The organism is Streptomyces sp. NPDC001828 (assembly GCF_042892175.1).
Lineage (GTDB): Bacteria > Actinomycetota > Actinomycetes > Streptomycetales > Streptomycetaceae > Streptomyces.
This window is the reverse complement of record NZ_JBIATV010000005.1, coordinates 381,952-405,812: the sequence shown is the minus strand read 5'-3', so window position 1 is coordinate 405,812 and position 23,861 is coordinate 381,952. Positions and strand designations below refer to the sequence as shown.

Annotated in this window: 22 protein-coding genes; 18 read left to right on the top strand and 4 right to left on the bottom strand. The window is 72.7% G+C overall.

The features are described from left to right. The first annotated feature begins 89 nt into the window (after window positions 1–89). Window positions 90–2,681, top strand: a complete 2,592-nt coding sequence (gene clpB, locus ACFYZA_RS18195) for an ATP-dependent chaperone ClpB (protein WP_382599969.1) — start codon at window positions 90–92, stop codon at window positions 2,679–2,681. 121 nt (window positions 2,682–2,802) lie between these two features. Continuing rightward, the gene (locus ACFYZA_RS18190) at window positions 2,803–3,345 is read left to right on the top strand and encodes a YbjN domain-containing protein (RefSeq protein ID WP_100573750.1); all 543 of its coding nucleotides are present in this window, start codon (window positions 2,803–2,805) and stop codon (window positions 3,343–3,345) included. A 13-nt stretch (window positions 3,346–3,358) separates the two neighbouring features. Here ACFYZA_RS18190 and ACFYZA_RS18185 read toward each other — a convergent pair whose 3' ends face one another. Together ACFYZA_RS18185 and ACFYZA_RS18180 are read right to left on the bottom strand one after the other, a co-directional pair. After that, window positions 3,359–4,486, bottom strand: a complete 1,128-nt coding sequence (locus tag ACFYZA_RS18185; protein WP_382599987.1) for a glycosyltransferase family 39 protein — start codon at window positions 4,484–4,486, stop codon at window positions 3,359–3,361. 179 nt (window positions 4,487–4,665) lie between these two features. Next, window positions 4,666–5,856 carry a pyridoxal phosphate-dependent aminotransferase gene (locus ACFYZA_RS18180; protein ID WP_382599971.1) on the bottom strand — a complete coding sequence of 397 codons (1,191 nt, stop codon included), beginning with the start codon at window positions 5,854–5,856 and terminating at the stop codon, window positions 4,666–4,668. A gap of 112 nt (window positions 5,857–5,968) precedes the next feature. Here ACFYZA_RS18180 and ACFYZA_RS18175 point away from each other — a divergent pair, with 112 nt between their 5' ends. From ACFYZA_RS18175 to ACFYZA_RS18115, 13 genes are all read left to right on the top strand, one after another. Further along, window positions 5,969–6,286: a hypothetical protein gene (locus ACFYZA_RS18175; protein ID WP_388491470.1), complete on the top strand. Its 318-nt coding sequence runs from the start codon at window positions 5,969–5,971 to the stop codon at window positions 6,284–6,286. A 393-nt stretch (window positions 6,287–6,679) separates the two neighbouring features. Continuing rightward, window positions 6,680–7,204 carry a DUF2617 family protein gene (locus ACFYZA_RS18170; protein ID WP_382599975.1) on the top strand — a complete coding sequence of 175 codons (525 nt, stop codon included), beginning with the start codon at window positions 6,680–6,682 and terminating at the stop codon, window positions 7,202–7,204. A gap of 84 nt (window positions 7,205–7,288) precedes the next feature. After that, entirely contained in the window at window positions 7,289–8,872 is a 1,584-nt protein-coding gene (locus tag ACFYZA_RS18165) for a polyamine aminopropyltransferase (RefSeq protein WP_388491467.1), read from the top strand. Between the two features lie 102 nt (window positions 8,873–8,974). Next, on the top strand, window positions 8,975–9,868 hold the full coding sequence (locus ACFYZA_RS18160; RefSeq protein WP_388491464.1) for an SRPBCC domain-containing protein: 894 nt from the start codon (window positions 8,975–8,977) through the stop codon (window positions 9,866–9,868). A gap of 94 nt (window positions 9,869–9,962) precedes the next feature. After that, on the top strand, window positions 9,963–10,751 hold the full coding sequence (locus tag ACFYZA_RS18155) for an aldose 1-epimerase (RefSeq protein ID WP_382599981.1): 789 nt from the start codon (window positions 9,963–9,965) through the stop codon (window positions 10,749–10,751). 10 nt (window positions 10,752–10,761) lie between these two features. After that, window positions 10,762–11,310, top strand: coding sequence for an orotate phosphoribosyltransferase (gene pyrE / locus ACFYZA_RS18150; RefSeq protein ID WP_382599983.1), 549 nt, complete (start codon window positions 10,762–10,764; stop codon window positions 11,308–11,310). 290 nt (window positions 11,311–11,600) lie between these two features. After that, window positions 11,601–12,623: a class II fructose-bisphosphate aldolase gene (gene fbaA / locus ACFYZA_RS18145; RefSeq protein ID WP_382599985.1), complete on the top strand. Its 1,023-nt coding sequence runs from the start codon at window positions 11,601–11,603 to the stop codon at window positions 12,621–12,623. Between the two features lie 166 nt (window positions 12,624–12,789). Continuing rightward, complete coding sequence (locus ACFYZA_RS18140) at window positions 12,790–14,241, top strand: MFS transporter (RefSeq protein ID WP_382599144.1); 1,452 nt, start codon at window positions 12,790–12,792, stop codon at window positions 14,239–14,241. Window positions 14,242–14,426: 185 nt separating this feature from the next. Next, entirely contained in the window at window positions 14,427–14,840 is a 414-nt protein-coding gene (locus ACFYZA_RS18135) for a DUF3151 domain-containing protein (protein ID WP_382599140.1), read from the top strand. Between the two features lie 307 nt (window positions 14,841–15,147). Continuing rightward, window positions 15,148–15,915 carry a DUF3152 domain-containing protein gene (locus tag ACFYZA_RS18130; protein WP_388491461.1) on the top strand — a complete coding sequence of 256 codons (768 nt, stop codon included), beginning with the start codon at window positions 15,148–15,150 and terminating at the stop codon, window positions 15,913–15,915. A 102-nt stretch (window positions 15,916–16,017) separates the two neighbouring features. Further along, window positions 16,018–16,878 (top strand): tryptophan 2,3-dioxygenase family protein, encoded by an 861-nt coding sequence (locus ACFYZA_RS18125; RefSeq protein ID WP_382599136.1) that lies wholly within the window; start codon window positions 16,018–16,020, stop codon window positions 16,876–16,878. Next, a complete protein-coding gene (gene kynU, locus ACFYZA_RS18120) occupies window positions 16,871–18,061 on the top strand; it encodes a kynureninase (RefSeq protein WP_382599134.1) in 1,191 nt (396 codons plus the stop codon). Before ACFYZA_RS18125 ends, kynU begins: the two co-directional genes overlap by 8 nt. A gap of 152 nt (window positions 18,062–18,213) precedes the next feature. Further along, window positions 18,214–19,104 (top strand): alpha/beta hydrolase, encoded by an 891-nt coding sequence (locus ACFYZA_RS18115; RefSeq protein WP_388491457.1) that lies wholly within the window; start codon window positions 18,214–18,216, stop codon window positions 19,102–19,104. A gap of 28 nt (window positions 19,105–19,132) precedes the next feature. On the opposite strand, the gene ACFYZA_RS18110 is transcribed toward ACFYZA_RS18115, so the two are convergent. Continuing rightward, window positions 19,133–20,419 carry a GDSL-type esterase/lipase family protein gene (locus tag ACFYZA_RS18110; protein ID WP_388491455.1) on the bottom strand — a complete coding sequence of 429 codons (1,287 nt, stop codon included), beginning with the start codon at window positions 20,417–20,419 and terminating at the stop codon, window positions 19,133–19,135. Beyond that, the gene (locus ACFYZA_RS18105; RefSeq protein WP_388491452.1) at window positions 20,416–20,985 is read right to left on the bottom strand and encodes a TetR/AcrR family transcriptional regulator; all 570 of its coding nucleotides are present in this window, start codon (window positions 20,983–20,985) and stop codon (window positions 20,416–20,418) included. The genes ACFYZA_RS18110 and ACFYZA_RS18105 overlap by 4 nt, the downstream gene beginning before the upstream one ends. Window positions 20,986–21,072: 87 nt before the next feature. Between ACFYZA_RS18105 and ACFYZA_RS18100 the strand changes: the two genes are divergently transcribed. From ACFYZA_RS18100 to ACFYZA_RS18090, 3 genes are all read left to right on the top strand, one after another. After that, complete coding sequence (locus ACFYZA_RS18100; protein ID WP_382599126.1) at window positions 21,073–21,570, top strand: FBP domain-containing protein; 498 nt, start codon at window positions 21,073–21,075, stop codon at window positions 21,568–21,570. Window positions 21,571–21,827: 257 nt separating this feature from the next. After that, window positions 21,828–23,135 carry a sensor histidine kinase gene (locus ACFYZA_RS18095; protein WP_382599142.1) on the top strand — a complete coding sequence of 436 codons (1,308 nt, stop codon included), beginning with the start codon at window positions 21,828–21,830 and terminating at the stop codon, window positions 23,133–23,135. Then, a complete protein-coding gene (locus ACFYZA_RS18090; protein ID WP_382599124.1) occupies window positions 23,132–23,797 on the top strand; it encodes a response regulator in 666 nt (221 codons plus the stop codon). Before ACFYZA_RS18095 ends, ACFYZA_RS18090 begins: the two co-directional genes overlap by 4 nt. Window positions 23,798–23,861: the final 64 nt, after the last annotated feature.

Genomic DNA, 23,861 nt, shown 5'->3' with positions numbered 1-23,861 from the left:
AGCGGAATGGGCTCAACTTTGTGTACGTTGGAAGGGTCATAGGAAGTGCCCGCCATGAACCGACGTACGACGAGGAGGAGCGAACGCACGTGGATGCCGAGCTGACCAACAAGAGCCGGGACGCGATCAACGCCGCAAGCAGCCGGGCCGTCGCCGGGGGCCACCCGGATCTGACCCCCGCGCATCTGCTGCTCGCGCTCCTGGAGGGCGAGGACAACGAGAACATCGTCGATCTGCTGGCCGCGGTGGAGGCCGACCAGGCCGCCGTGCGCTCCGGCGCCGAGCGGCTCCTGGCCGCGCTGCCCAGCGTGACCGGCTCCACCGTCTCCCCGCCGCAGCCCAACCGCGAACTGCTCGCCGTCATCGCCGACGCGGCGCAGCGGGCCAAGGAACTCGGTGACGAGTACCTGTCCACCGAGCACCTCCTCATCGCCCTCGCCGCCAAGGGCGGGCAGGCCGGTGAGATCCTCTCCGAGCAGGGGGCGAGCGCGAAGAAGCTCCTTGCCGCGTTCGAGACGAGCAGGGGAGGGCGCCGGGTGACCACACCCGACCCGGAGGGTCAGTACAAGGCGTTGGAGAAGTTCGGTACGGACTTCACGGCGGCCGCACGCGAGGGCAAGCTCGACCCGGTCATCGGCCGGGACCAGGAGATCCGCCGGGTCGTCCAGGTGCTGTCCCGGCGCACCAAGAACAACCCGGTGCTCATCGGCGAGCCCGGCGTCGGCAAGACCGCCGTCGTCGAGGGCCTCGCCCAGCGCATCGTGAAGGGCGACGTACCGGAGTCGCTGAAGAACAAGAAGCTGGTCTCGCTCGACCTCGGCGCGATGGTCGCGGGCGCGAAGTACCGCGGCGAGTTCGAGGAGCGCCTCAAGACCGTCCTCTCCGAGATCAAGGAGAGCGACGGCCAGATCATCACGTTCATCGACGAGCTGCACACCGTCGTCGGCGCGGGCGCCGGCGGCGACTCGGCGATGGACGCGGGCAACATGCTCAAGCCGATGCTGGCGCGCGGCGAGCTGCGCATGGTCGGCGCGACCACGCTCGACGAGTACCGCGAGCGGATCGAGAAGGACCCGGCCCTGGAGCGCCGCTTCCAGCAGGTCCTGGTCGCCGAGCCGTCCGTCGAGGACACCATCGCGATCCTGCGCGGGCTCAAGGGCCGTTACGAGGCGCACCACAAGGTGCAGATCGCGGACAGCGCGCTCGTCGCCGCCGCGACCCTCTCCGACCGGTACATCACCTCGCGCTTCCTGCCGGACAAGGCCATCGACCTCGTCGACGAGGCCGCCTCGCGCCTGCGCATGGAGATCGACTCCTCGCCGGTCGAGATCGACGAACTCCAGCGCTCCGTCGACCGGTTGCGCATGGAGGAGCTGGCGCTCAAGAACGAGACCGACGCCGGTTCGCTCCAGCGCCTGGACAAGCTGCGCAAGGACCTCGCCGACAAGGAGGAGGAGCTGCGCGGCCTCAACGCCCGCTGGGAGAAGGAGAAGCAGGGCCTCAACCGGGTCGGTGAGCTGAAGGAGAAGCTCGACGACCTGCGCGGCCAGGCCGAACGCGCCCAGCGCGACGGCGACTTCGACACCGCCTCCAAGCTCCTGTACGGCGAAATCCCGGGCCTGGAGCGGGAGTTGGAGGAGGCTGCCGAGGAGGAGGCCGAGCAGGAGAAGTCCAAGGACACCATGGTCAAGGAGGAGGTGGGCCCCGACGACATCGCGGACGTGGTCGGCGCCTGGACCGGCATCCCCGCCGGACGCCTCCTGGAGGGCGAGACGCAGAAGCTCCTTCGCATGGAGGACGAGCTGGGCAAGCGCCTCATCGGCCAGTCCGAGGCCGTGCGCGCCGTCTCGGACGCGGTGCGCCGCACCCGGGCCGGCATCGCCGACCCCGACCGGCCGACCGGCTCGTTCCTCTTCCTCGGCCCGACGGGCGTGGGCAAGACCGAGCTGGCCAAGGCCCTCGCCGACTTCCTCTTCGACGACGAGCGGGCCATGGTCCGCATCGACATGTCGGAGTACAGCGAGAAGCACTCGGTGGCCCGCCTGGTCGGCGCGCCTCCCGGCTACGTCGGCTACGAGGAGGGCGGCCAGCTCACCGAGGCCGTCCGCCGCCGCCCGTACTCCGTGGTGCTCCTCGACGAGGTCGAGAAGGCCCACCCCGAGGTCTTCGACATCCTGCTCCAGGTCCTCGACGACGGGCGACTGACCGACGGCCAGGGCCGCACGGTCGACTTCCGCAACACCATCCTGATCCTCACCTCGAACCTGGGCAGCCAGTACCTGGTCGAGCCCTCGACCAGCGAGGAGGTGAAGAAGCAGCAGGTCCTGGACGTGGTGCGGGCCTCCTTCAAGCCGGAGTTCCTCAACCGCCTCGACGACCTGGTGGTCTTCTCGGCGCTCACCAAGGACGAGCTGTCCCACATCGCGGGGCTCCAGATCGAACGGCTCGCCAAGCGTCTCGCCGACCGCCGGCTCACCCTGGAGGTCACCCCCGAGGCCCTGGCCTGGCTCGCCGACGAGGGCAACGACCCGGCCTACGGCGCGCGCCCGCTGCGCCGCCTGATCCAGACCGCCATCGGCGACCGGCTCGCCAAGGAGATCCTGGCCGGCGAAGTCCGCGACGGCGACACGGTTCGGGTCGACCGATTCGGGGAGGGGCTCATCGTGGGGGCCGCGAAATAGCGCCGATCGCGCCACCCGACCCCGATTCGGTCAGCCCGCAGCGGATACCCGGGGTCGGGGGTTGCCAGCCCTGCCCCGGCATGGGGGAGGATGACCGGAACCGTACGAAGGAAGATTCACGATGAGCATCGACCCGTCCTCGATTCCGAATTTCGGGGCTCAGCAGGGCCCGCAGCCCGGCGGCGCGCCGACCGGGCCCGTCGTGCCCGACCAGGACCTGGTGAAGCAGCTCCTGGACCAGATGGAGCTCAAGTACGTCGTGGACGACGAGGGCGACCTCGCCGCGCCCTGGGAGGATTTCCGTACGTACTTCATGTTCCGCGGCGACGACGACCAGCAGGTCTTCTCGGTGCGGACGTTCTACGACCGGCCGCACAGCATCGACGACAAGGTCCAGATCCTGGAGTCGATCGACGACTGGAACCGCCGCACCCTGTGGCCCAAGGTCTACACGCACACCCACGACGACGGCACCGTCCGTCTCATCGGTGAGGCGCAGATGCTGATCGGCACCGGTGTCGCCCTGGAGCACTTCGTGTCCTCCACGGTCAGCTGGGTGCGCGCCTCCATCGAGTTCGACAAGTGGCTCCTGGAGCAGCTCGGCCTGGAGAAGGACGTCGACGGCGACGAGGGCGAGGAGTCCGGCGCCCCGGACTCCGAGTGACGCGTTCCCCGCGTCACAGCGCCATGGAGACCTGCGTCAGCAGATAGGCCCCGTAGCAGAACGAGAGCCCGGCCAGGGCGACGGTCACCACGACCGCCGCCCGGGGCCGGGCTTTCGTCAGTGCGAGCGCCGGCGGGATCAGCAGCGGGAAGGCGGGCAGCAGGAAGCGCGGCTTCGACTCGAAGTAGCCGGCCCCGCCGACCGTGATCAGGACGAGCACCCCCGTGTAGACGAGCAGCGGCAGCGACGGCCGGTCGAGCGCGAACAGCACGAAGAGCAGGACCATGACCGCGGTGAGCAGGGCCGCCATCGGAAAGCCCAGGTCGAACGGGACGGCCGCGAGCCGCTTCACGAACCGCAGCGTGCCCGCGCCGAAGTCGAAGCGGGACGTCCAGCCCGCCTGCACCGCGAAGTAGCCGCGGAGCGGGTCGCCCTCGCGCACCCCCACCCACAGGACGTAGCCGCACCAGCCGAGCGGCGCGAGCAGCGCCCCCGCCCAGGGCCGCCAGGAGCGGTTCTCGCCGCGCCGGATCTCCAGGGCGGCGGCCACCAGGACCGCGGCGACCACGGCGACCGCGTTGGGCCGGGAGAGCCCGGCGAGCAGCGCGAGCGAGCCCGCCCACAGCCAGCGGCGCTCCAGGACCGCCCAGAGCGACCAGGCCGCGAGCGCCGTCATCACCGGCTCGGTGTACGCCATCGTCAGGACGACCGCGTGCGGGAGCAGTCCCCAGAGCAGCACCAGGAGGGTGCCGACGGGGCGGCCGTACAGGCGCTCGCCGATCAGGTAGATCGCGCAGGCCGCCGCGGCCGCCGCCGTCCACGACAGGAGCAGCCCGGCGGTGCCGCCGGTCACCGGCAGGACGGTGGTCACGGCGCGGATCAGGCCCGGGTAGAACGGGAAGAACGCCAGGTCGCTCTGGACCGAGCCGTCCGGCCAGAACAGGGTGCGGCCGTATCCGTGGGCGGCGATCCGGGTGTACCAGTCGGCGTCCCAGGCGGTGGCGAGCCGGGCCCGGGGCGACCGGCCCCGGTGCCAGGCGGCGGCCGCGAACACCAGGAGTCCGGTCAGGCGCGCCGCGGCGAACAGGCCGAGCGCGGGGGCCGCCCGGCGCAGGACGGCCCAGTGCGGGGCGCTCGTGATGCCGCCCGCCCGGCGGAAACGGGCGTGCGCGGTGATCTCGGCGGACAGGGGGCACCTCCGGGCGCGCGTGGTCGGTCAGACCGACCATCGGCGCGGATCCCGCATCCCGCGACCGCTACGCCTCCGGCCGGGTGGAACTCCGCCCGCCCGGCGGTGCGTACGGGGGTCGCGGGCCCGCGCTAGCCGGCCAGTGCCTTGAGGCGGGCGGCCGCCTCTTCGAGTACCGCCGTCTGCTTGCAGAAGGCAAACCGGACAAAAGGTGCACCTTCCTCGCGGTGATCGTAGAAGACCGCGTTCGGGATCGCCACGACGCCGCAACGTTTCGGCAGGGCGCGGCAGAACGCGAAGCCGTCGCTCTCGCCCAGCGGGCGGATGTCGGTGGTCACGAAGTAGGTGCCGGCCGGCCGGAACACCTCGAACCCGGCCGCCGCGAGCCCCGCGCTCAACAGGTCCCGCTTGGCCCGGTGGTCCGCGCGGAAGCCCTCGAAGTAGGACTCCGGCAGGCGCAGCGCCTCGGCCACCGCGTACTGGAACGGCCCGGACGCCACGTACGTCAGGAACTGCTTGGCCGAGCGGACGGCGGTCACGAGCTCGGGGGACGCGGTCACCCAGCCGACCTTCCAGCCGGTGAACGAGAACGTCTTGCCGGCCGAGCCGATGCTGACCGTGCGCTCGCGCATGCCGGGGAAGGAGGCGAGCGGGATGTGCTCGGCGCCGTCGAAGACGAGGTGCTCGTACACCTCGTCGGTGATCACGAGGAGATCGCGCTCGCAGGCCAGCTCGGCGACCGCGGCGAGCTCGGCGCGGCTCAGGACCGTGCCGGTCGGGTTGTGCGGGGTGTTGAGCAGGATCAGCCGGGTGCGGGGGGTGACGGCCGCGCGCAGCTCGTCCAGGTCCAGCACGAAGCGGCCCTCGTGGGGCCGCAGGGTGACGGGCACCCGGGTGCCGCCCGCCATCGCGATGCACGCGGCGTACGAGTCGTAGTACGGCTCCAGGGCGATGACCTCGTCGCCGGCCTCCAGCAGGGCGAGCAGGGACGCGGCGATCGCCTCGGTGGCGCCCGCGGTCACCAGCACCTCGCGGTCCGGGTCGTACGCCAGGCCGTAGCGGCCCCGCTGGTGCTCGGCGATCGCGGTGCGCAGCTCGGGGACGCCGGGGCCGGGCGGGTACTGGTTGCCGTGGCCCTCGCGCAGGGCGCGGACCGCCGCTTCCCGGACCGCCTCGGGGCCGTCCGTGTCGGGGAAGCCCTGGCCGAGGTTGATGGACCCGGTCTGCTGGGCGAGGGCGGACATCTCGGCGAAGATCGTCGTGCCGAACTCGGTGAGGCGGCGGTTGAGGAGGGGGCGCGCGCTGGAGGTCATGACGGCCATCCTGCGGGCAACCTCTGGAGTTGCTCAAGTGTGCTTTGGCGCTCGGCGCCGAAGGGCATCCCCCCTCCACGCGGGACGACGGGGACCGCCCAGGAAGAGGATGGTGGGGGACATGGGCATAGCGGTGGTGGTGCTCGTGCTGGCGGCGCTGCTGGTCGTGGCGGTCCGGGTCGCACGGCAGGCGCGCAGGACCACGCGTCGGCGTTCGGCTGCCGCCGGCGCGGCCGCGGGCGGCAGTTGGTGGGCCGGTGGGAGCTCGGACAGCGGGAACGCCTCCGACGGGGGCTCGTCCGACGGGGGCGGCGGCCACCACGGGGGCGGACACCACGGCGGCCACTCGTGCGGCGGCGGTCATTCCTGCGGGGGCGGCGGCCACTCCTCGTGCGGCGGCGGCTCGTCCTGCGGGGGCGGCGGCTGCGGTTCGAGCTGAGGGCCCCATTCGGCCGTCGGCCGTGCGAGTGCATCGCGCCGACGGCCGACGGGAGCGACGGGTGGCCGGGCCACGGGCGGTCGCGGCTGACACGGGGCAGCCGATTCCGCCTCCGGTTCCGCCCGTTGTGCGCCCGGTCGGTCACGGCCGGCCGGGCGCCTTCTTTCACGCCGGTAGTTGAACGTTTGAACCGAGTGGCCCCCGAGGGGATGGAAACCCCATCAAGTTGGGTAAAAAAGCTGTGAGCGCCGCGCACTTCATGATTCCCTCGCAGATGAGAAACGACGCAGCCTTCGGACTCCGGGCGATCAGAGAGCGGTCCCCGTCCTTCGTTGCGGTCCGAGGCGACCTCGGCCACCCACCCGCCACATGTGTGTTTTGCGGAGCCCCTCCATGCTCACGACCCTCAAGACCGCCTATACCGACACGCGTGCCGCCGACCTCGCCTGGGCGCTGGGCCGCGAGCCGCTGCCTGCCCTTGCCGTACTCGACCTCGAACTGTCCGGCGCCAAACTCCAGTTGAGACTCCTGGGCGCCTCCCACCAGGTGCTCCTCGACGAGGAGGCGGGCACCTGCTCGGAGACCGTCGCCTGCATGCCGGGCAGCAGCACCCCGCTGCCGCTCGGCGTGGCGAAACGACTCGGGGAGTGGGACTACGAGTTCGCCGCGCGCGTCGAGACGCTCTCGCGCGGCTCGTTCGCGGGGCGCGCGCAGGAGCTCCTCGCGCTCGTCGCCGACCACCCCAACGGACTAGCGGGAACGTTTCCCGGATCCCCGCACGCCTTCACCGCCATGCTCGCCCAGCGCGGCGAGGGACAGGTGTGGTGGCGCACCTGGCACGCCTATCCGCAGGAGGGCCAGTTGGTGGTGACCAGGACCCGGGTCGGCGTGCGGGTGGCCGCCCCCGCCGGGCTCTGAGAGATCCGATTTCCTTACGGCGGACTCCAGTTGAACCCGTGTGGGTGACATGGTGCGAACGGACTGTCACGTAGCGTTCGCCACGTGATCGAACCGCTCCCCGCTCCCGTGAGTAGTCCGCGGTCGGGCCGGTTCCTCGTCCTGGCCGTCGTGTTCATCTGCGCCGCCTGCGGGCTCGTCTACGAGCTCGAACTGGTCGCCCTCGCCTCGTACTTGATCGGCGACTCCGTCACCCAGGCCTCCGTCGTCCTCTCGGTGATGGTCTTCGCGATGGGCGTCGGCTCACTGCTCGCCAAACGGCTGCGCTGCCGGGCCGCCGTCGGCTTCGGCCTCATCGAGGCCGCGCTCGCCCTGGTGGGCGGCTGCTCGGCGATCGCCCTGTACGCCACGTTCGCCTGGTTCGGCGGCTCGCGCTACGCGCTCGTCGCGTTCTCGCTCGCGATCGGCATGCTGATCGGCGCCGAGATCCCGCTCCTGATGACCCTGATCCAGCGCGTCTCGCGGCGCGCCGCGGGCGATGTGAGCGGCACGGTCGCCGACCTGTTCGCCGCGGACTACGTGGGCGCCCTCGTCGGCGGCCTGGCGTTCCCGTTCCTGCTGCTGCCCCAACTCGGCCAGCTGACCAGCGCGTTGCTCACCGGCGCCGTCAACGCGCTGGCGGGCGGCTCGCTCGTGCTGCTGCTCTTCGGCCGCGACCTGTCCCCGCGCGCCCGCTGGGTCCTGATCGGCGCCAACGCCGTCGTCCTCGCCGTGCTCGCCCTGACCACCGCCATGGTCGACGACTTCGAACAGGCCGCGCGCCGCGCCGTGTACGGCGGCCAGGTGCGGGTCGCCGTCCAGACCCGTGTCCAGGAAGTCGTCCTGACCGGCCGGGGCGGCGCCCCGCTCGACCTGTTCCTCGACGGGCGGCTGCGGATCAACGGCCGCGACGAGTCCCGCTACCGCGCGGCCCTGGTGGCGCCCGCCCTCGACGCGGGCCCGCACGGCCGCGTGCTGATCCTGGGCGGCGGCGACGGCCTGGCCGCCCGCGAGGTGCTGCGCCGCCCCGGCGTCCGCTCGGTGACCCTCGTCGAACTCGACCCGGGACTGGTCCAACTGGCGCGCCGGGACCCGCAGTTGGCGGCCCTGAACGCGCACGCCTACCGCGACCCCCGGCTGCGTCCGGTCATCGCGGACGCCTTCGGCTGGCTGCGCGGCGACGGCTACGCCTCGGGCCCGTACGATGTCATCGTGTCCGACCTGCCCGACCCCGGCATCACCGCGAGCACCAAGCTCTACTCGCAGGAGTTCTACGGGCTCGCCTCCCGCCTGCTCGCGCCCGGCGGCCGGCTCGTGGTGCACGCGGGGCCGGTGGCGGGCCGCTCCCGTACGTTCTGGACGGTCGCCGCGACGGTCCGGGCGGCCGGGCTCACCACCGTCGAATACCGCGCGACCGGCAGCGGCGCCGGGTTCACCGCGGGCCCCGACCGCGCCTCCGACTCGGCGAAGGCCCCCCGCGACTGGGGCTTCGTGCTGGCCGCCCGGCCCGCCCCGCACCCGTTCACCACCGGCGCGGCCGGGGCCCGCTCCGGGTTGCGGCTGCCCCTCGGCAGCGAGCCGCTGCCCCGGCCCCGGGACGCGGCCGCCGTGCCGCCCTCGACGCTGGTGCATCCCCGGTACGCCGACTGACGCGCCGCGCGCGGGCCGGGGCCGGTGTCGCGCAAGGGGCGTCCGGGATCGGCGCCGCGTTTGCGCAGACGTGGCCGCCGGTGCTGGGTAGGCTCGATGACTATGGAGCATGACGTGTTCGTTCCGGTCGAGACCCAGTCACTCCGGCAGACGCTGCGCGATCCCGGCCTGGTCGCGCGCTGTGTGCCGGGGCTCCAGCAGGACGCGGGCGAGCCGCCCATCGCGGGCCGGCTGAAGGTCCGCCTCGGCGGCAGCACCATCACCTATCGCGGCGCCCTGCGCATCACCGAGCACGACGACGGCGCGTTCGCCATCGAGGGCGAGGGCGTCGAGGTGCGCGGCGCGGGCGCCGCCAAGCTCACCCTGACCGTCCGGCTCGACGAGGCCCCCGGCGGCACCACCCTCGCCTTCGCGGGCACGGCACTCGCCGAGGGCCGGGCCAACGACGTGCCGCACGACGCGGCCGTCGCATCGGCGCTGCGCCTGCTCGACCGGTTCGCCGCGCAGCTGGCCCGCCCCGCCCGGACGGACCAGCCGGACCTCGCGGGCGCGGCCGGCGACGCGGGGCTCCCGAAGGCGGAGGCCGCCGAGACGGACCTCAACACGGACCTGGAGGGCTCGGACCACGTGCCCGCCCGGGACCCGGACCGCGTCTCCGGCCTGGACGCCGAACTCGACGGCGACCTCGACGCCGACGAGCTCGCCTCGGTCTTCGACGCCGAGGTGCCGCCGCCCTCCCTCGACCCGCTCGCCGACGAGGAGTTCGCCATCGAGGTCGGCGAGCCCGTGCCCGTCGAGGCCGCGCACGCCCGCCGCACCATGATCGGCCGCAGCGCCGAGGAGGTCGACCACGCGCCGCCGCGCGGCCGGTACGCCCCGGTGCCCGCGCCCTCCGGCAGCACCGCGAGCGCCACCCTGCGCTGGGTCGCCCCGGCCGCCGCCCTCGCGCTCGCCTCCGCCGTCGTGGTCGGCCGCGCGCTGCGGCGCCGGCACTGAGCGCCCGGCGACCGGGCGGCCGGGAGGGTCCTGTCCGGATCTGTGGCGCGGGCGCTGATCCCGCGGCCGGGGATCACCGGCTAGGGTCGAAGGCGTGAGCAGTGACCAGATCAAATTGGGCGTCGGCGCCGCTGAATTGACCGTCGACGCGGGCAACGGCTGCCGGATCAGCAGCCTGCGGATCGACGGCACCGAGGTGCTGCGCCAGGGCGACAAGTACGGCTGCTTCCCGATGGTGCCGTGGTGCGGCCGCGTCGAGAACGGCCAGTTCCGTGACGGCGGGGTGAAGTACCAGCTCCCCCTCAACTCGCCGCCGCACGCCATCCACGGCACCGCCCGCGACCACGCGTGGAAGACCGCGCGGGTCTCGGACACCGAGGCCGTGTTCACCTACGAACTGGCCGAGCCCTGGCCGTTCAGCGGCAGGGTGACGCAGATCTTCGAGCTGACGCCGGACGCGCTGACCGTGCGCATGGGCGTCGAGACGTACGACAACTCCTTTCCGGCGCAGGTCGGTTGGCACCCCTGGTTCGTGCGGGAGATCGAGGGCAGCCGGGTCGGGCTCGCCTTCGACGCGGCGTGGCAGGAGGAGCGCGGCGAGGACCACCTGCCCACCGGACGGCGGATCGACCCGCTGCCGGGCCCCTGGGACGACTGCTTCGGGATGCCCGACGGCGTCGACGTCACCCTCACCTGGCCCGGCCGCCTCGAACTGAAGGTGACCAGCCCCACCGAGTGGGTCGTCGTCTACGACGAGCAGGCCGAGGCCGTGTGCGTGGAGCCGCAGTCGGGCCCGCCCAACGGCCTCAACACGCTGCCCCGCCTGGTCACCCCCATCGAGCCCCTGGAGCTGGCGACGACGTGGAGCTGGCGCCGCCTCTAAGCTGACTGCCATGACTGACGTACGCGCTGAGCTGCTCCAGCAGATCAAGGACAAGGCCGTGGTGCACGGCAAGGTGACCCTCTCCTCCGGAATCGAGGCCGACTACTACGTCGACCTGCGCCGGGTCACCCTTGACGGCGTCGCCGCGCCGCTGGTCGGCCAGGTGATGCTCGATGTCACGGCCGAGTTCGACTTCGACGCGGTCGGCGGCCTGACCATGGGCGCCGACCCGGTGGCCGGCGCGATGCTGCACGCCGCCGCCGCCCGTGGCCGCACCCTGGACGCCTTCGTCGTCCGCAAGGCCGCCAAGGCGCACGGCATGCAGCGCCAGGTCGAGGGCCCGGACATCAAGGGCCGCCGGGTCCTGGTGGTCGAGGACACCTCGACCACCGGCGGCTCGCCGCTGACCGCCGTCGAGGCGGTCCGCGCGGCCGGCGCCGAGGTCGTGGCCGTCGCCACGATCGTGGACCGGGCGACCGGGGCCGCCGAGAAGATCACCGAGGGCGCGGGCGTGCCGTACGTCCACGCCTTCTCCTCGACGGAACTCGGTCTGGCGTAAGCGGGCGCGGAGCCCCGCGTCCAGCGTGCGCGAGGTCCCGGGTAAGGGGCGCGCGGAGCGGTGACCCGGGCGTGAAACTCGTGACCTAGGTCCCGGGCCTCCCGGGACCGGCGCGCTGACCTGCACATTTTCAAAAGGGCGGGCTGTTTCACGTGAAACAGCCCGCCCTTGGTGCGTCCGCCGGGTGGAGCTGAGGTCAGAGTCTGGAAAGATAGGCCGCGACGATGACGTCGCCCCCAGGTCAGGGCCAGCACATATCGCACACCCCGCACATCACAAGGAGCGGACAGATGCCCATCGCAACCCCCGAGGTCTACAACGAGATGCTCGACCGGGCGAAGGCAGGCAAGTTCGCCTACCCGGCCATCAACGTGACCTCGACCCAGACCCTGCACGCTGCGCTGCGCGGCTTCGCGGAGGCCGAGAGCGACGGCATCATCCAGATCTCCACGGGTGGTGCGGAGTTCCTGGGTGGCCAGTACAACAAGGACATGGTCACCGGCGCTGTCGCCCTGGCCGAGTTCGCGCACGTCGTCGCCGCCAAGTACGACATCACGGTCGCGCTGCACACCGACCACTGCCCCAAGGACAAGCTGGACGGCTACGTCCGCCCGCTGATCGAGGTCTCCGCCGAGCGCGTGGCCCGGGGTCTGAACCCGCTGTTCCAGTCCCACATGTGGGACGGCTCCGCCGAGACCCTCGCGGACAACCTGGCCATCGGCCAGGAGCTGCTCGCGAAGGCCGCCGCCGCGAAGATCATCCTTGAGGTCGAGATCACCCCGACCGGTGGCGAGGAGGACGGCGTCAGCCACGAGATCAACGACGAGCTGTACACGACCGTCGACGACGCGCTGCGCACCGCCGAGGCGCTCGGCCTGGGCGAGAAGGGCCGCTACCTGCTGGCCGCCTCCTTCGGCAACGTCCACGGCGTCTACAAGCCGGGCAACGTCGTGCTGCGCCCCGAGCTGCTCAAGGACCTCCAGGCGGGCGTCGGCGAGAAGTACGGCAAGGCTTCGCCGTTCGACTTCGTCTTCCACGGCGGCTCGGGCTCCACGGCGGAGGAGATCGCGACCGCCCTGGAGAACGGCGTCGTGAAGATGAACCTCGACACGGACACGCAGTACGCCTTCACCCGTCCGGTCGCGGACCACATGTTCCGCAACTACGACGGTGTCCTCAAGGTGGACGGCGAGGTCGGCAAGAAGTCGACGTACGACCCGCGTACCTGGGGCAAGCTCGCGGAGGCCGGCATGGCCAAGCGGGTCACCGAGGCGTGCGCGAACCTGCGCTCCACGGGTACGAAGCTGAAGTAGTCATGCGCCGCCGGTAGTCCGGCGCCGCTGTTCCTCGGGCCCGGCCACCCCTTCGGGGGTGGCCGGGCCCGAGGCGTTTTCCCCTGTTGGCAGCGCGGGGCCAGGCCCCCGGGTTTCGCCGGACGGCGGGGTGGGGGACAGTCGTGCTGTGGCGGACAACGTACGCATGGGCACCGGCCCCGGCCGCTGGGTGCTGCTCACCACGGTCCTCGGCTCGGGCATGGCCCTCCTGGACTCGACCGTCGTCAACGTCGCGCTGCCGCACATCGGCGCCGACTTCGACACCGACATGGCCGTACTCCAGTGGACCGTCAACGCCTACATGCTGACGCTGGCCGGCCTCATCCTGCTCGGCGGCGCCCTGGGCGACCGGTACGGACGGCGGAAGGTGTTCGTGATCGGGGTGGTGTGGTTCGCCGCCGGCTCGCTGCTGTGCGGCCTCGCCCCGAACGCCGGCGTCCTCATCGCCGCCCGCGCCCTCCAGGGAATCGGCGGCGCCCTGCTCACGCCCGGCTCCCTCGCCATCATCCAGTCGGGCTTCCACCCGGACGACCGGGCCCGCGCGGTCGGCGTCTGGTCCGGGCTCGGCGGGGTCGGGGCCGCCGTCGGCCCGTTCCTCGGCGGCTGGCTGGTGGACGGCCCCGGCTGGCGCTGGGTGTTCCTGATCAACGTGCCGCTGGCCGCGCTGTGCGTGGCCGTCGCCCTGCGCCACGTACCGGAGTCGCGCGACCCGCGCACCCACACCGGCCGCTTCGACGTGACCGGCGCCGCCCTGGGCGCCCTGACGCTCGCCCTGGTGACGTACGCGCTGATCGAGGCCCCCGGGCAGGGCGCCTCGCGCCTGGTCGTCGGGGCGGGGGTCGCCGGGCTCGGGCTCGGCGGCGCGTTCGTCCGGCGCGAGCGGCATCTGGCCGACCCCATGCTGCCGCCGGACATCTTCCGCTCCCGCACCTTCACCTCCGTCAACGTGGTCACGGTGTGCGTGTACGCCGCCTTCGGCGGGTTCTTCTTCCTGGCCGCCCTCCAGCTCCAGGTCGTCGCCGGGTACTCGGCGCTCGGGGCGGGCGCCGCCCTGCTGCCGACGACCGTCCTCATGCTGCTGCTCTCGGCCCGCTCCGGGGAGCTTGGCCAGCGGATCGGGCCGCGCATCCCGCTCACCGTCGGCCCGCTGCTCTGCGCGACGGGGATGCTGCTGATGCTGCGCGTGGGCGAGCACGCCTCGTACGTACGGGACGTGCTGCCCGCGCTCCTGGTGCTCGGCCTCGGCATGGTCACCCTGGTGGCGCCGCTCACCGCGACGGTGCTGGCCTCGGTCGACGAGGGGCGGGCCGGGCTGGCCAGCGGCATCAACAACGCGGCCGCGCGTGCGGCGGGCCTGATCGCGGTCGCCGCGTTGCCGCTGGCCGCGGGGATGGGACCGGAGGCGTACCGCTCGGCGGCGGAGTTCGGGTCGACGTTCCGGCGGGCCATGCCGATGTGCGCGGGGTCGCTGGTGCTGGCCTCGCTGATCGCGTTCCTGACCGTCCGCAGGCCGGCGGCGGAGGTCGCCCCCCGGTGCCGCATGCAGGCCGGCGTCTCCGGCCCCGCGATCGAGCCCGACCGGGGCGATCCGGCTTAGCCCCGGGGTGTCTGGGTGCCGCCACGGGCGTGGGGAACTGCGTGAACGGCCCCCACGGTCCGCGGCCGATGAACTCTCCCCCGGAGGGTCGCGGGAAGGGGCGGGGCGGGGCGGGAACCGGGGTCCGGGGCGGAGCCCGGGCGGCACCCCCGGCCCACGGGATTCGCGGTGGCAGACTGGGCCGCATGTCCATTCACGAGAACCTCCTCGGGGGCCCCGCCCCCACCCTGCTGCCCGACGACCCGGAGCCGCGCGAGCTGCTCGCCGCCGGGACCGCCCCCGCCGACGTCGCCGCGAAGTACCCCACCTCCTCGCTCGCCTGGGCGCAGCTCGCCGACGACGCGTTCGACGGCGGCCGCACGGTCGAGTCGTACGCCTACGCCCGTACCGGATACCACCGCGGCCTGGACTCGCTGCGCCGTGCCGGGTGGAAGGGGCACGGCCCGGTGCCGTGGGAGCACGAGCCCAACCGCGGCTTCCTGCGCGCCCTGCACGCCCTCGCGCGCGCCGCGCAGGCGATCGGCGAGGACGCCGAGTACGAGCGCTGCACGAGCTTCCTGCGGGACTCCTCGACGCTCGCCGCCGACACCCTGGGCTGACCCGCCCCCGGCCGAACCCTGGCCGAAAGGGAACGTTCGGGCCGTCCGTGGCATCTGTATGTCTGACACGGACGGCCCGGGCAGTCGCGAACGGAACGATCGCGCGCCCGGCCGCATCGACAGGCTGGCGCAGAGGCCCCACTCCTCTCCCCCCAACTCCAGCCGGGGACCAGGGGAGAACTCCGTCTTGGGCAAGCGAGGCGCCCGCAGTGACGCCGGCACGGCCGGTGTGTCCGGCGACGGCCGGAAGCAGGCTCGTGAGCGGCACGGTCAGCGGCGACGGCGGGGCGGACGAGGGCGCCCGCGCGTGCTGCTCGTCGCCGGGGCGCTGCTCGGGGCCACCCTGATCGGCGGAGTCGCCCTCGCCCAGTGGCCCGGCGGCGGACACAAGGCCGCCACGGAGCCGGGCAACATCGAGGCGAGCCCCATGGAGGAGCAGCCGCCCCGGCCGGTCGACTTGCGGCCCTCGCCGTCCCCGAGCGCCTCGGGCAGCCCGAAGGCCGACGCCGTACCGCAGTCGGGGCCCGGCACCTTCACCACCGCCAAGGCCTCCGGAAAGATCGTCGGCACCGGTGGGCCGCTGCGCCGCTACCAGGTGCAGGTCGAGGACGGCGTGGACGTCTCCGCCAAGCAGGCCGCCGTCGACATCCAGGCGATCCTGTCCGACCCGCGCAGCTGGGCCGCGCACGGCAAGGGCCGCTTCCAGCTGGTCTCCAGCGGCGCGGACGTCGTGATCAAGATCGCCACCCCCAAGACCACGGACAAGCTGTGCGCGGTCAACGGTGACACCGGCGGCGAGCTGAACTGCGAGGTCACGGGCGGTGTCATCGTCAACCTCAAGCGCTGGGTGACGGGCTCCCCGCAGTACGACGGGCCGCCCGCCGAGTACCGCCACCTCATCATCAACCACGAGATAGGCCACCTGATCGGCTACCACCAGCACATGGCCTGCCCGGGCGCCGGGAAGCTCGCGCCGGTGATGATGCAGCAGATCAAGGGCCTCAACGGCTGCAAGTCCAACGCCTGGCCGTACACCTCCGGCGGGACGTTCGTCACGGGGCCATCGGTGCCCTGACGAAGCGGACGGAACCGTGTTTATGATGCGGGTGGGGACCGGGGCTCCGATGCCGACCAAGGAAGGGGCGGACCGCTACCCGGACACATCGAGGAGACAGCGATGTCATCAAAGATGTCCGAACCGGTCGTGCCACCCGAAGAGGGTGACGAGCCGGAGACCCCGAATCTGGACTTCGAGGGCACCACTCCGTACGAGGACTACGTCCAGGCGGACGTCCTCACCCACCTCCAGCACCTGCGCTCCGACGACCCGGGCGAGATGGTCTTCCTGGTCACCACCCAGGTCATGGAGCTGTGGTTCACGGTCATCGTGCACGAGTGGGAGACCGCGTCGCGGGCGCTGCGCGCGGACCGCGTGCAGGTCGCCGTCGACGCCCTGAAGCGCTCGGTACGGGAGCTGGAGGCGCTGAACGCCTCGTGGACGCCGCTGGCGCAGCTGACCCCGGCCCAGTTCAACTCCTACCGGTCCGCGCTCGGCGAGGGCTCCGGGTTCCAGTCGGCGATGTACCGGCGGATGGAGTTCCTGCTCGGCGACAAGTCCGCCTCGATGCTGGTGCCGCACCGGGGCGCGCCCCGCGTGCACGCCGAGCTGGAGAAGGCGCTGGGCGAGCCGAGCCTGTACGACGAGGTGCTGGCGCTGCTCGCGCGCCGCGGCTACGCGATTCCGGCGGAGGTCCTCCAGCGCGACCTGACCCGCAAGTACGAGCCGGACGCCCGGGTCGAGGCGGTCTGGACCGAGCTGTACACGGGCGACCAGAACGGTGAACTGGTGCGCCTGGGCGAGGCGTTGACGGATGTCGGCGAACTCGTGTGGCGATGGCGCAACGACCATCTGGTGGCGACCCGGCGGGCCATGGGCGCCAAGACCGGCACCGGCGGCTCGGCCGGAGTGGCGTGGCTGGAGAAGCGGGCCACCAAGAGCGTGTTCCCCGAGCTGTGGACGGCGCGCAGCCATGTCTGAGGTGCTGGCCAAGAAGGCCGCGGCGCTGGACGCCGCAGACGAACTCGCCCCGCACCGCGACCTGTTCGCGCTCGACGAGGGCGTGGTCTACCTCGACGGCAACTCCCTGGGCGCGCTGCCCCGGCACGTCCCGGCGCGCATGCAGGACGTCATCGCGCGCGAGTGGGGACAGCTGCGCATCCGCTCCTGGGACGAGAGCGGCTGGTGGACCGCGCCGGAGCGGATCGGCGACCGCATCGCCCCGCTGATCGGGGCGGACCCCGGCACGGTGGTGGTCGGCGACTCGACGAGCGTCAATGTCTTCAAGGCGCTGGTGGCCGCGGTGCGCATCGCCGGTGAGGACCGGGACGAGATCCTGGTGGACGCCTCGACGTTCCCCACGGACGGGTATGTGGCCGAGTCCGCCGCGCGCATGACAGGTCGTCAGATCCGTGCTCTGGCACCGGACGAGATCGTCGGGGCCCTCGGGCCGCGCACGGCCGCGGTCCTGGTCAACCACGTGGACTACCGCTCGGGCCGGCTCAACGACCTGCCCGCCATGACGGCGGCGATCCACGCGGCCGGGGCCATCGCGGTCTGGGACCTGTGCCACAGCGCGGGCGCGCTGCCGGTGGGCCTCGCCGCGCACGGCGTCGACCTCGCGGTGGGCTGCACCTACAAGTACCTGAACGGCGGCCCGGGTTCACCGGCGTACCTGTACGTACGCGGCGACCACCAGCCCCGCTTCGACACCCCGCTGCCGGGCTGGAACTCGCACGAGGACCCCTTCGGCATGCGGCCGGCGTACGTGCCGGGCGAGGGCGCGACGCGGGGCCGGGTCGGCACCCCGGACATCCTGTCCATGCTGGCCCTGGAGTCCGCGCTCGACGTGTGGGACGGCGTCCCGGTCGAGGCGGTCCGCGCGAAGTCCCTGGCCCTGACGGACTTCTTCCTGGAGTGCGTCGAGGCGTACGTCCCGGCGGGCCGGGTGTCCTCGGTGACCCCCGTCCCGCACGCGGAGCGCGGCAGTCAGGTGTCCCTGAGCTGCGCGGGGGCGGGCGAGGTGATGCGCGCGCTCACCGAGCGGGGCGTGGTCGGCGACTTCCGCCGCCCCGACGTCCTGCGCTTCGGCTTCACCCCGTTGTACGTGGGCTTCGCCGACGCCGAGCGGGCGGCGGCGGAACTCGCGGCGCTGCTGAGCTGAGCCGAGCGGGCCGGGACGGGTCGGGTCGGACTCGGGGGCGGTGGGCCGGGAGGAGTCCCGGCGCACCGGCCCCGCAGGAGTGCCGCGGACGCCCTGGTAGCGTCCGTGGCACCCGGGTGATCAACCGGCTTGGCCTGGCGAAAGGTTGGGGAATGACGGATCCCGCAGAGCGTGACACGGATCCCGCGCAGCGCGACGCGGCCGAGGAGGCCTCCGCCTTCTCGCATCCCGCCGTCGCCCCCGACGCCACCGCCGCCTATGGCGACCACCCCGACCAGGTGATCGACTTCTATGCCCCGCGCGGCCCCGGCACCGGCGCCCCCCTGGTGGTGCTGCTGCACGGTGGCGCCTGGCGGGCTCCCTACGACCGGGCGCACATCACCCCGTTCGCCGACTTCCTGGCCCGGCGCGGGTTCGCCGTCGCCAACGTCGAGTACCGGCGCGGGAGTCTGCTGCCGCAGCAGGGCGGCGACGGCCCGGTGGCCGGGCGCTGGCCGGACACCTTCGACGACGTGGCCGCCGCCCTGGACGCGCTGCCCGCCCTCGCGCGCGACGCCGTCCCGGGCGCCGATCCGCGCCGCACCGTACTGACCGGGCACTCGGCGGGCGGCCACCTCGCCCTGTGGGCCGCGGCCCGGCACGTACTGCCGTCCGGCTCCCCGTGGCGCAGCCCCTACCCGGCGGCCCTGCGCGGAGTCGTCGCGCTGGCCCCCATCGCCGACTTCGCCACCGCCGTGGAACTCGACGTGTGCTCCGGCGCGGTGCTCCAACTCCTCGGCGAGGGGGGCGAGTTGGGCGAGCGTGCCCAGTACGCCGACCCCTCCGCCCTGCTGCCGACGGGCATCGCCACGGCCGTCGTCCAGGGCCGCGAGGACATCGTCGTGCCGCAGGCGGTGGCGGAGGCGTACGTGGACGCGGCGGCGAAGGCGGGGGAGACGGTGGGCCTCACCCTGCTCGACGACGTCGGCCACTTCCCGCTCATCGACCCGGCGGCCGACGCGTGCGCGGTGGTGGCCGAGGAGATCGCCCAGCTGGCCTACTAGCCCTCTCGGAAGTGGGCCCCGCGGCCCGTCAGCTCTCCCGTGACTGGAACGCCCCCTCCTTGAAGGCGAGTTGGGCGAATCGCTCGCCCATCAGGCGGTGGGTCGCGGCGTCCGGGTGCAGCGCGTCGGGCAGCGGCAGCTCGGCCGCGTCCGGCTCGCCGTACAGTGAACGGCCGTCCAGGTAGTGGAGGTTGGGGTCCTCCTTGGCCCGGGCCGCGACGATCGAGGCCAGCTCGTCCCTGATGACGTTCAGGGTGAGCTTGCCGGCCGCCCGCTCCGCCGGGTCGCCCTCGGCCCGGAACATCAACTGCCCGGCGGCGAGCGCCGAAAGGTCCATGGCGCAGGGGCCCGGGGTGTCCTCGTGGATGGGGGCCAGGATGGGCGAGATCACCAGGAGCGGGGCTGTCGGGTGGCCCTCGCGGATCGTGTCGAGGAACCCGTGCACCGCCGGGGTGAACACGCGCAGCCGCATCCCGTCGAGGTTGACCAGATTGATGCCGATCTTGACGCTGATCAGGTCCGCCGGGGTGTCCCGCATCGTCCGCGCGGTGAACGGGTCGAGCAGGGCGCTGCCGCTGAAGCCCAGGTTGACCAGGTCGACGCCGCCGAGCGACGCGGCGAGCGCGGGCCAGATGGTGCTGGGGCTCGCCGCGTCCGAGCCGTGGCTGATGGAACTGCCGTGGTGCAGCCACACCTTGCGGCCCCGGTCCGGCAGCGGCTCGACGGGGGCGTCGGTGCGCAGCGCGACGAGCTCGGTGGTCTCGTTGTACGGCAGCCAGATCTCGACGTCCTTGTCGTCACCGGAAAGCCCGCCGAAGCGCAGGGTGCCGGGCTGCCCGGGCCGGTGTTCGGCGGTGCCCGCGGCCATGTCGACGGTCAGGGTGTGACCGCCGCTCACGCTGCCCCGGCCGGCCGGGCGCCCGTCGACGATCAGGTCGTACACGCCGTCCGGCCGGGCCGGGGCGCCGACGTACGCGCGCTTGGTGGGCAGCGTGTCCAGCTCGATGGCGGTCGCCCGGGTGCGGAAGGCGAGGCGTACGCCGGAGGGCTGGGCCTCGGCCATGGCGAGCTGGGCGTCGGCGCCGCGGGCGAGGGCGGCGGCGGGCAGGCGGTGCGGCAGTATGCCGTGCTCGGTCCGCTCCAACTCGATCGCGCCGCGCAGGAGTTCGGCGGTGATGGGGGTGGTCGTGGTGGCGTTCACGGGGTCACCGTTCGGGTTCGTGTGGTCGGACGGAGTGGGCGAGTCGGACGGGTTGGACGGGTCGGCGGGGCCGGTCGGGGCGGTGGGGCCGAGCGGTTCTGCGGGCCCGGTCATGGCGTCGGCCAATTGCGCAGCAAGGCGTCGAGCGCGTCCAGGGTGCGGTCCCAGGTCTCCTGGGTGTCGGGGGCGCTGTGGCTGAACCCGCCGCCCATCTCCAGGCTGATGTAGCCGTGGAAGACGCTGCCGAGCAGCCGTACCGCGTGCGTCTGGTCCGGCTCCGGCAGGTCGTAGCCGCGCAGGATCGCCCGGGTCAGCTGCGAGTGCCTGCGCCCGGCGCTCGCGGCCGCGGCCTCGGGGTCGAGCCGCAGCTGGGCCGCGGCATAACGGCCGGGGTGCTCGTGGGCGTAGTCGCGGTAGACGTTGCCGAGCGCGGCCAGGGCGTCCTTGCCGGAGCGGCCGGCCACGGCGTCGGCGGCCTGGACCGCGAGTTCCTCGAGGGCGAGCAGGGTGAGCCTGGTCCTGAGGTCCTGGGAGTTCTTCACGTGCGAGTACAGGCTCGCGACCTTGACGTCGAACCGGCGGGCCAGCGCCGAGACGGTCGCCTGCTCGAGGCCGCTCTCGTCGGCGAGCTCGGCGGCCGCCCTGACGAGGCGGTCGGTGGTCAGTCCTACCCGTGCCATGCCCTGCCTCTCCCTGAGTGATGGTCTGTCTTGCCTGAACCAATTATTAATTTGCCTACAGGCTTTAGGCAAATTACCGTGAGGTTCATGAAGCCGCTGACCGAACAAGAGATCCGTGCCGCCTTCGTGAACTGCACCAAGGGTGAGGCCAAGCGCCTGGCCGTGCCGCGCGACCTGGCCGACCGTCCCTGGGACGACCTGGACTACCTCGGCTGGCGCGACCCGCAGGCCCCTGACCGCGGCTACCTCGTGGTGGAGCTCGACGGCCGCCCGTACGGCCTCGCGATGCGCTGCTCCAGCGCGGTATCGGGCCAGCAGCGGCGCAGCATGTGCTCGATGTGCCTGACCACGCACTCCGGCGGCGTCGCCCTGATGGTCGCGCCGAAGGCGGGCAAGCCCGGCAAGGAGGGCAACTCGGTGGGCGCCTACATATGCGCCGACCTCGACTGCTCGCTCTACGTGCGCGGCAAGAAGGACGCGGGCGCCGGCGCGCGGCTGCACGAGACGCTCACGGAGGAGGAGAAGATCGGGCGGACGGTCGCGAACGTGGCGGCGTTCGTCGCCAAGGTGACGGCGACGGTGTGACCGGGCGGATGGCCTCGACGGTGTGACTGACCGGGCACCCGAGGCCGGCCGGGGGCCCGGCCTGGCAGGGGTCCGGGCCTGACAGGGCCCGCGTAGTCCCTGAGGCGGACCCCGCAGGATCCGTATCCAGCCGGACGCCGTGGCCCGTGCCGCCGCCTACCTTGGTGGGTGTGAACAAGACGATCAGGCCCGAGCAGGGCAGCGGCAGCACAGCAGCGGGCGGCGTCGCCGAGCGCACCCCGGAGTTCCGGTGGGCGATGGACGCGTACGCGGGGCTGCGCGGCGATCTGTTCCACGACGCGTTCGCCTACCGGCCGCTGCCGCCCCGGCGGACGGACGGCCCCATAGCCCGCATGCTCCCGGGCCGGGCCCGGGAGATCGTGGCCTGGCTGCCGCACGCGGTGGTCTGCTTCCTCGCGTTCTGCGCGATGACGTTCGGCTACGAGCGCAGCCTGAGCGGACTCACCGGGGGCTTCGCCTTCCTGGTGAGCGGGATGCTGCTCGCGGTGCCGGTGGTCATGACGCTGGTGCGCCCCATCGGCGCGTTCTGGCTGTCCTGCGGGGCGCTCCTGCTCACCGGGATGATGGGGAACCACGGCAGCATGACCCCCTGGACCCCCGGGTCCGGCCTCATGCACCTCACCGTCCTGGCCGTGGTCGCGCTGCGCACCCGCCCCCGCATCGCGCTCAACATGTGGCTGGTGACCTTCGGCCTCAGCGTGGTCCTGAGCGTGCTCCGCGGCCGTGCCCACACCCTCGGCAGCGTGCAGGTGGCGATCTTCTACGGCATGGTCCTGCTCGTCATCTCGGTCGGGCACATCCGCAAGGACGCCGAGCGGCAGGTCAGCGCGGAGAAGTCGGTGACCGCGGTGGAGCGCGACAGGCGCACCGTCCTGGAGGAGCGCACCAACATCGCGCGCGAGCTGCACGACGTGGTCGCGCACCACATGTCGGTGGTCGCCATCCAGGCCGAGGCCGCGCCCTACCGGGTGGAGAACACGCCGCCCGAGCTCGCCCAGGCCTTCGCCACGATCCGCGAGAACGCGGTGACCGCGCTCACCGAACTGCGCCGGGTCCTCGGGGTCGTACGCGCCGAGGACTACGAGGCGCCGGACGCCCCCCAGCCCACCCTCACCGACCTGGACGGCCTGCTGGCCAACGTCCGCGAGGCCGGGCTCCCGGTCGAGAAGGTCATCACCGGTGCGGTACGCGAACTCCCGCAGGGCGTCGAGCTGTCGGCGTACCGGATCATCCAGGAGGCCCTCAGCAACACCCTGCGGCACGCGCCCGGGTCGGGGGCGCGGGTGGAGATCGGATACGTTCTGGGCGGGCTCGGCCTGCGGATCCTCAACGGCCCCGCGACCAGCGAGGCGGGCCCGTCACAGGGCTCAGGGCACGGTCTTACGGGCATGGCGGAGCGGGTCGCGATGCTCGGCGGGGCGATGACCGCGGAGCGGACGGCGGAGGGCGGTTACGAGGTGACCGTCTTCATCCCGGTGGCGGCGGCCGAGCCGGAGCAGGAGCCGGGTGTGGACCTGGCCAAGAGAACGGAAGAGCGGGCATGACGATCCGAGTGCTGATCGTCGACGACCAGATGATGGTGCGCGAGGGCTTCTCCGTACTGCTCGGCGCGCAGCCGGACATCGAGGTCGTCGGCGAGGCGGTCGACGGGCGCGAGGCGGTCGCCCAGGTGCAGGCGCTGCGGCCGGACGTGGTCCTGATGGACATCCGGATGCCCGGCATGAACGGCATCGAGGCGACGCGGGAGATCGTGGCGGCGGACGACTCCTCCAAGGTGCTCGTCCTGACGACGTTCGACCTCGACGAGTACGTGTACCAGGCGCTGCGGGCGGGGGCGTCCGGGTTCCTCCTGAAGGACGCCTCGGCGCGCCAACTCGCCGACGGTGTACGGGTGGTGGCCTCGGGGGAGGCGCTGCTGGCCCCCTCGGTGACCCGGCGCCTGATCAACGAGTTCGCGCGGGTGATGCCGTCCCAGCGGGGTGGCTCCGCGGTGGTGGGGCAGGTGGAGGAGCTCACCGACCGTGAGACGGAGGTGCTCGTGCTGATCGCCCAGGGTCTGTCGAACCTGGAGATCGCGGACCGGCTGGTGGTGGCGGAGTCGACGATCAAGACGCACGTCAGCCGGGTGCTGGTGAAGTTGGGGTTGCGGGACCGGACGCAGGCGGCGGTGTACGCGTACGAGACCCGCCTGGTGACCCCGTCCTAGCCGGGGGGTTTGCCCACCCTCCCGCCCGTTGCCCGGGGTTGGTTGGCTCCGGGCATCCTGGGGG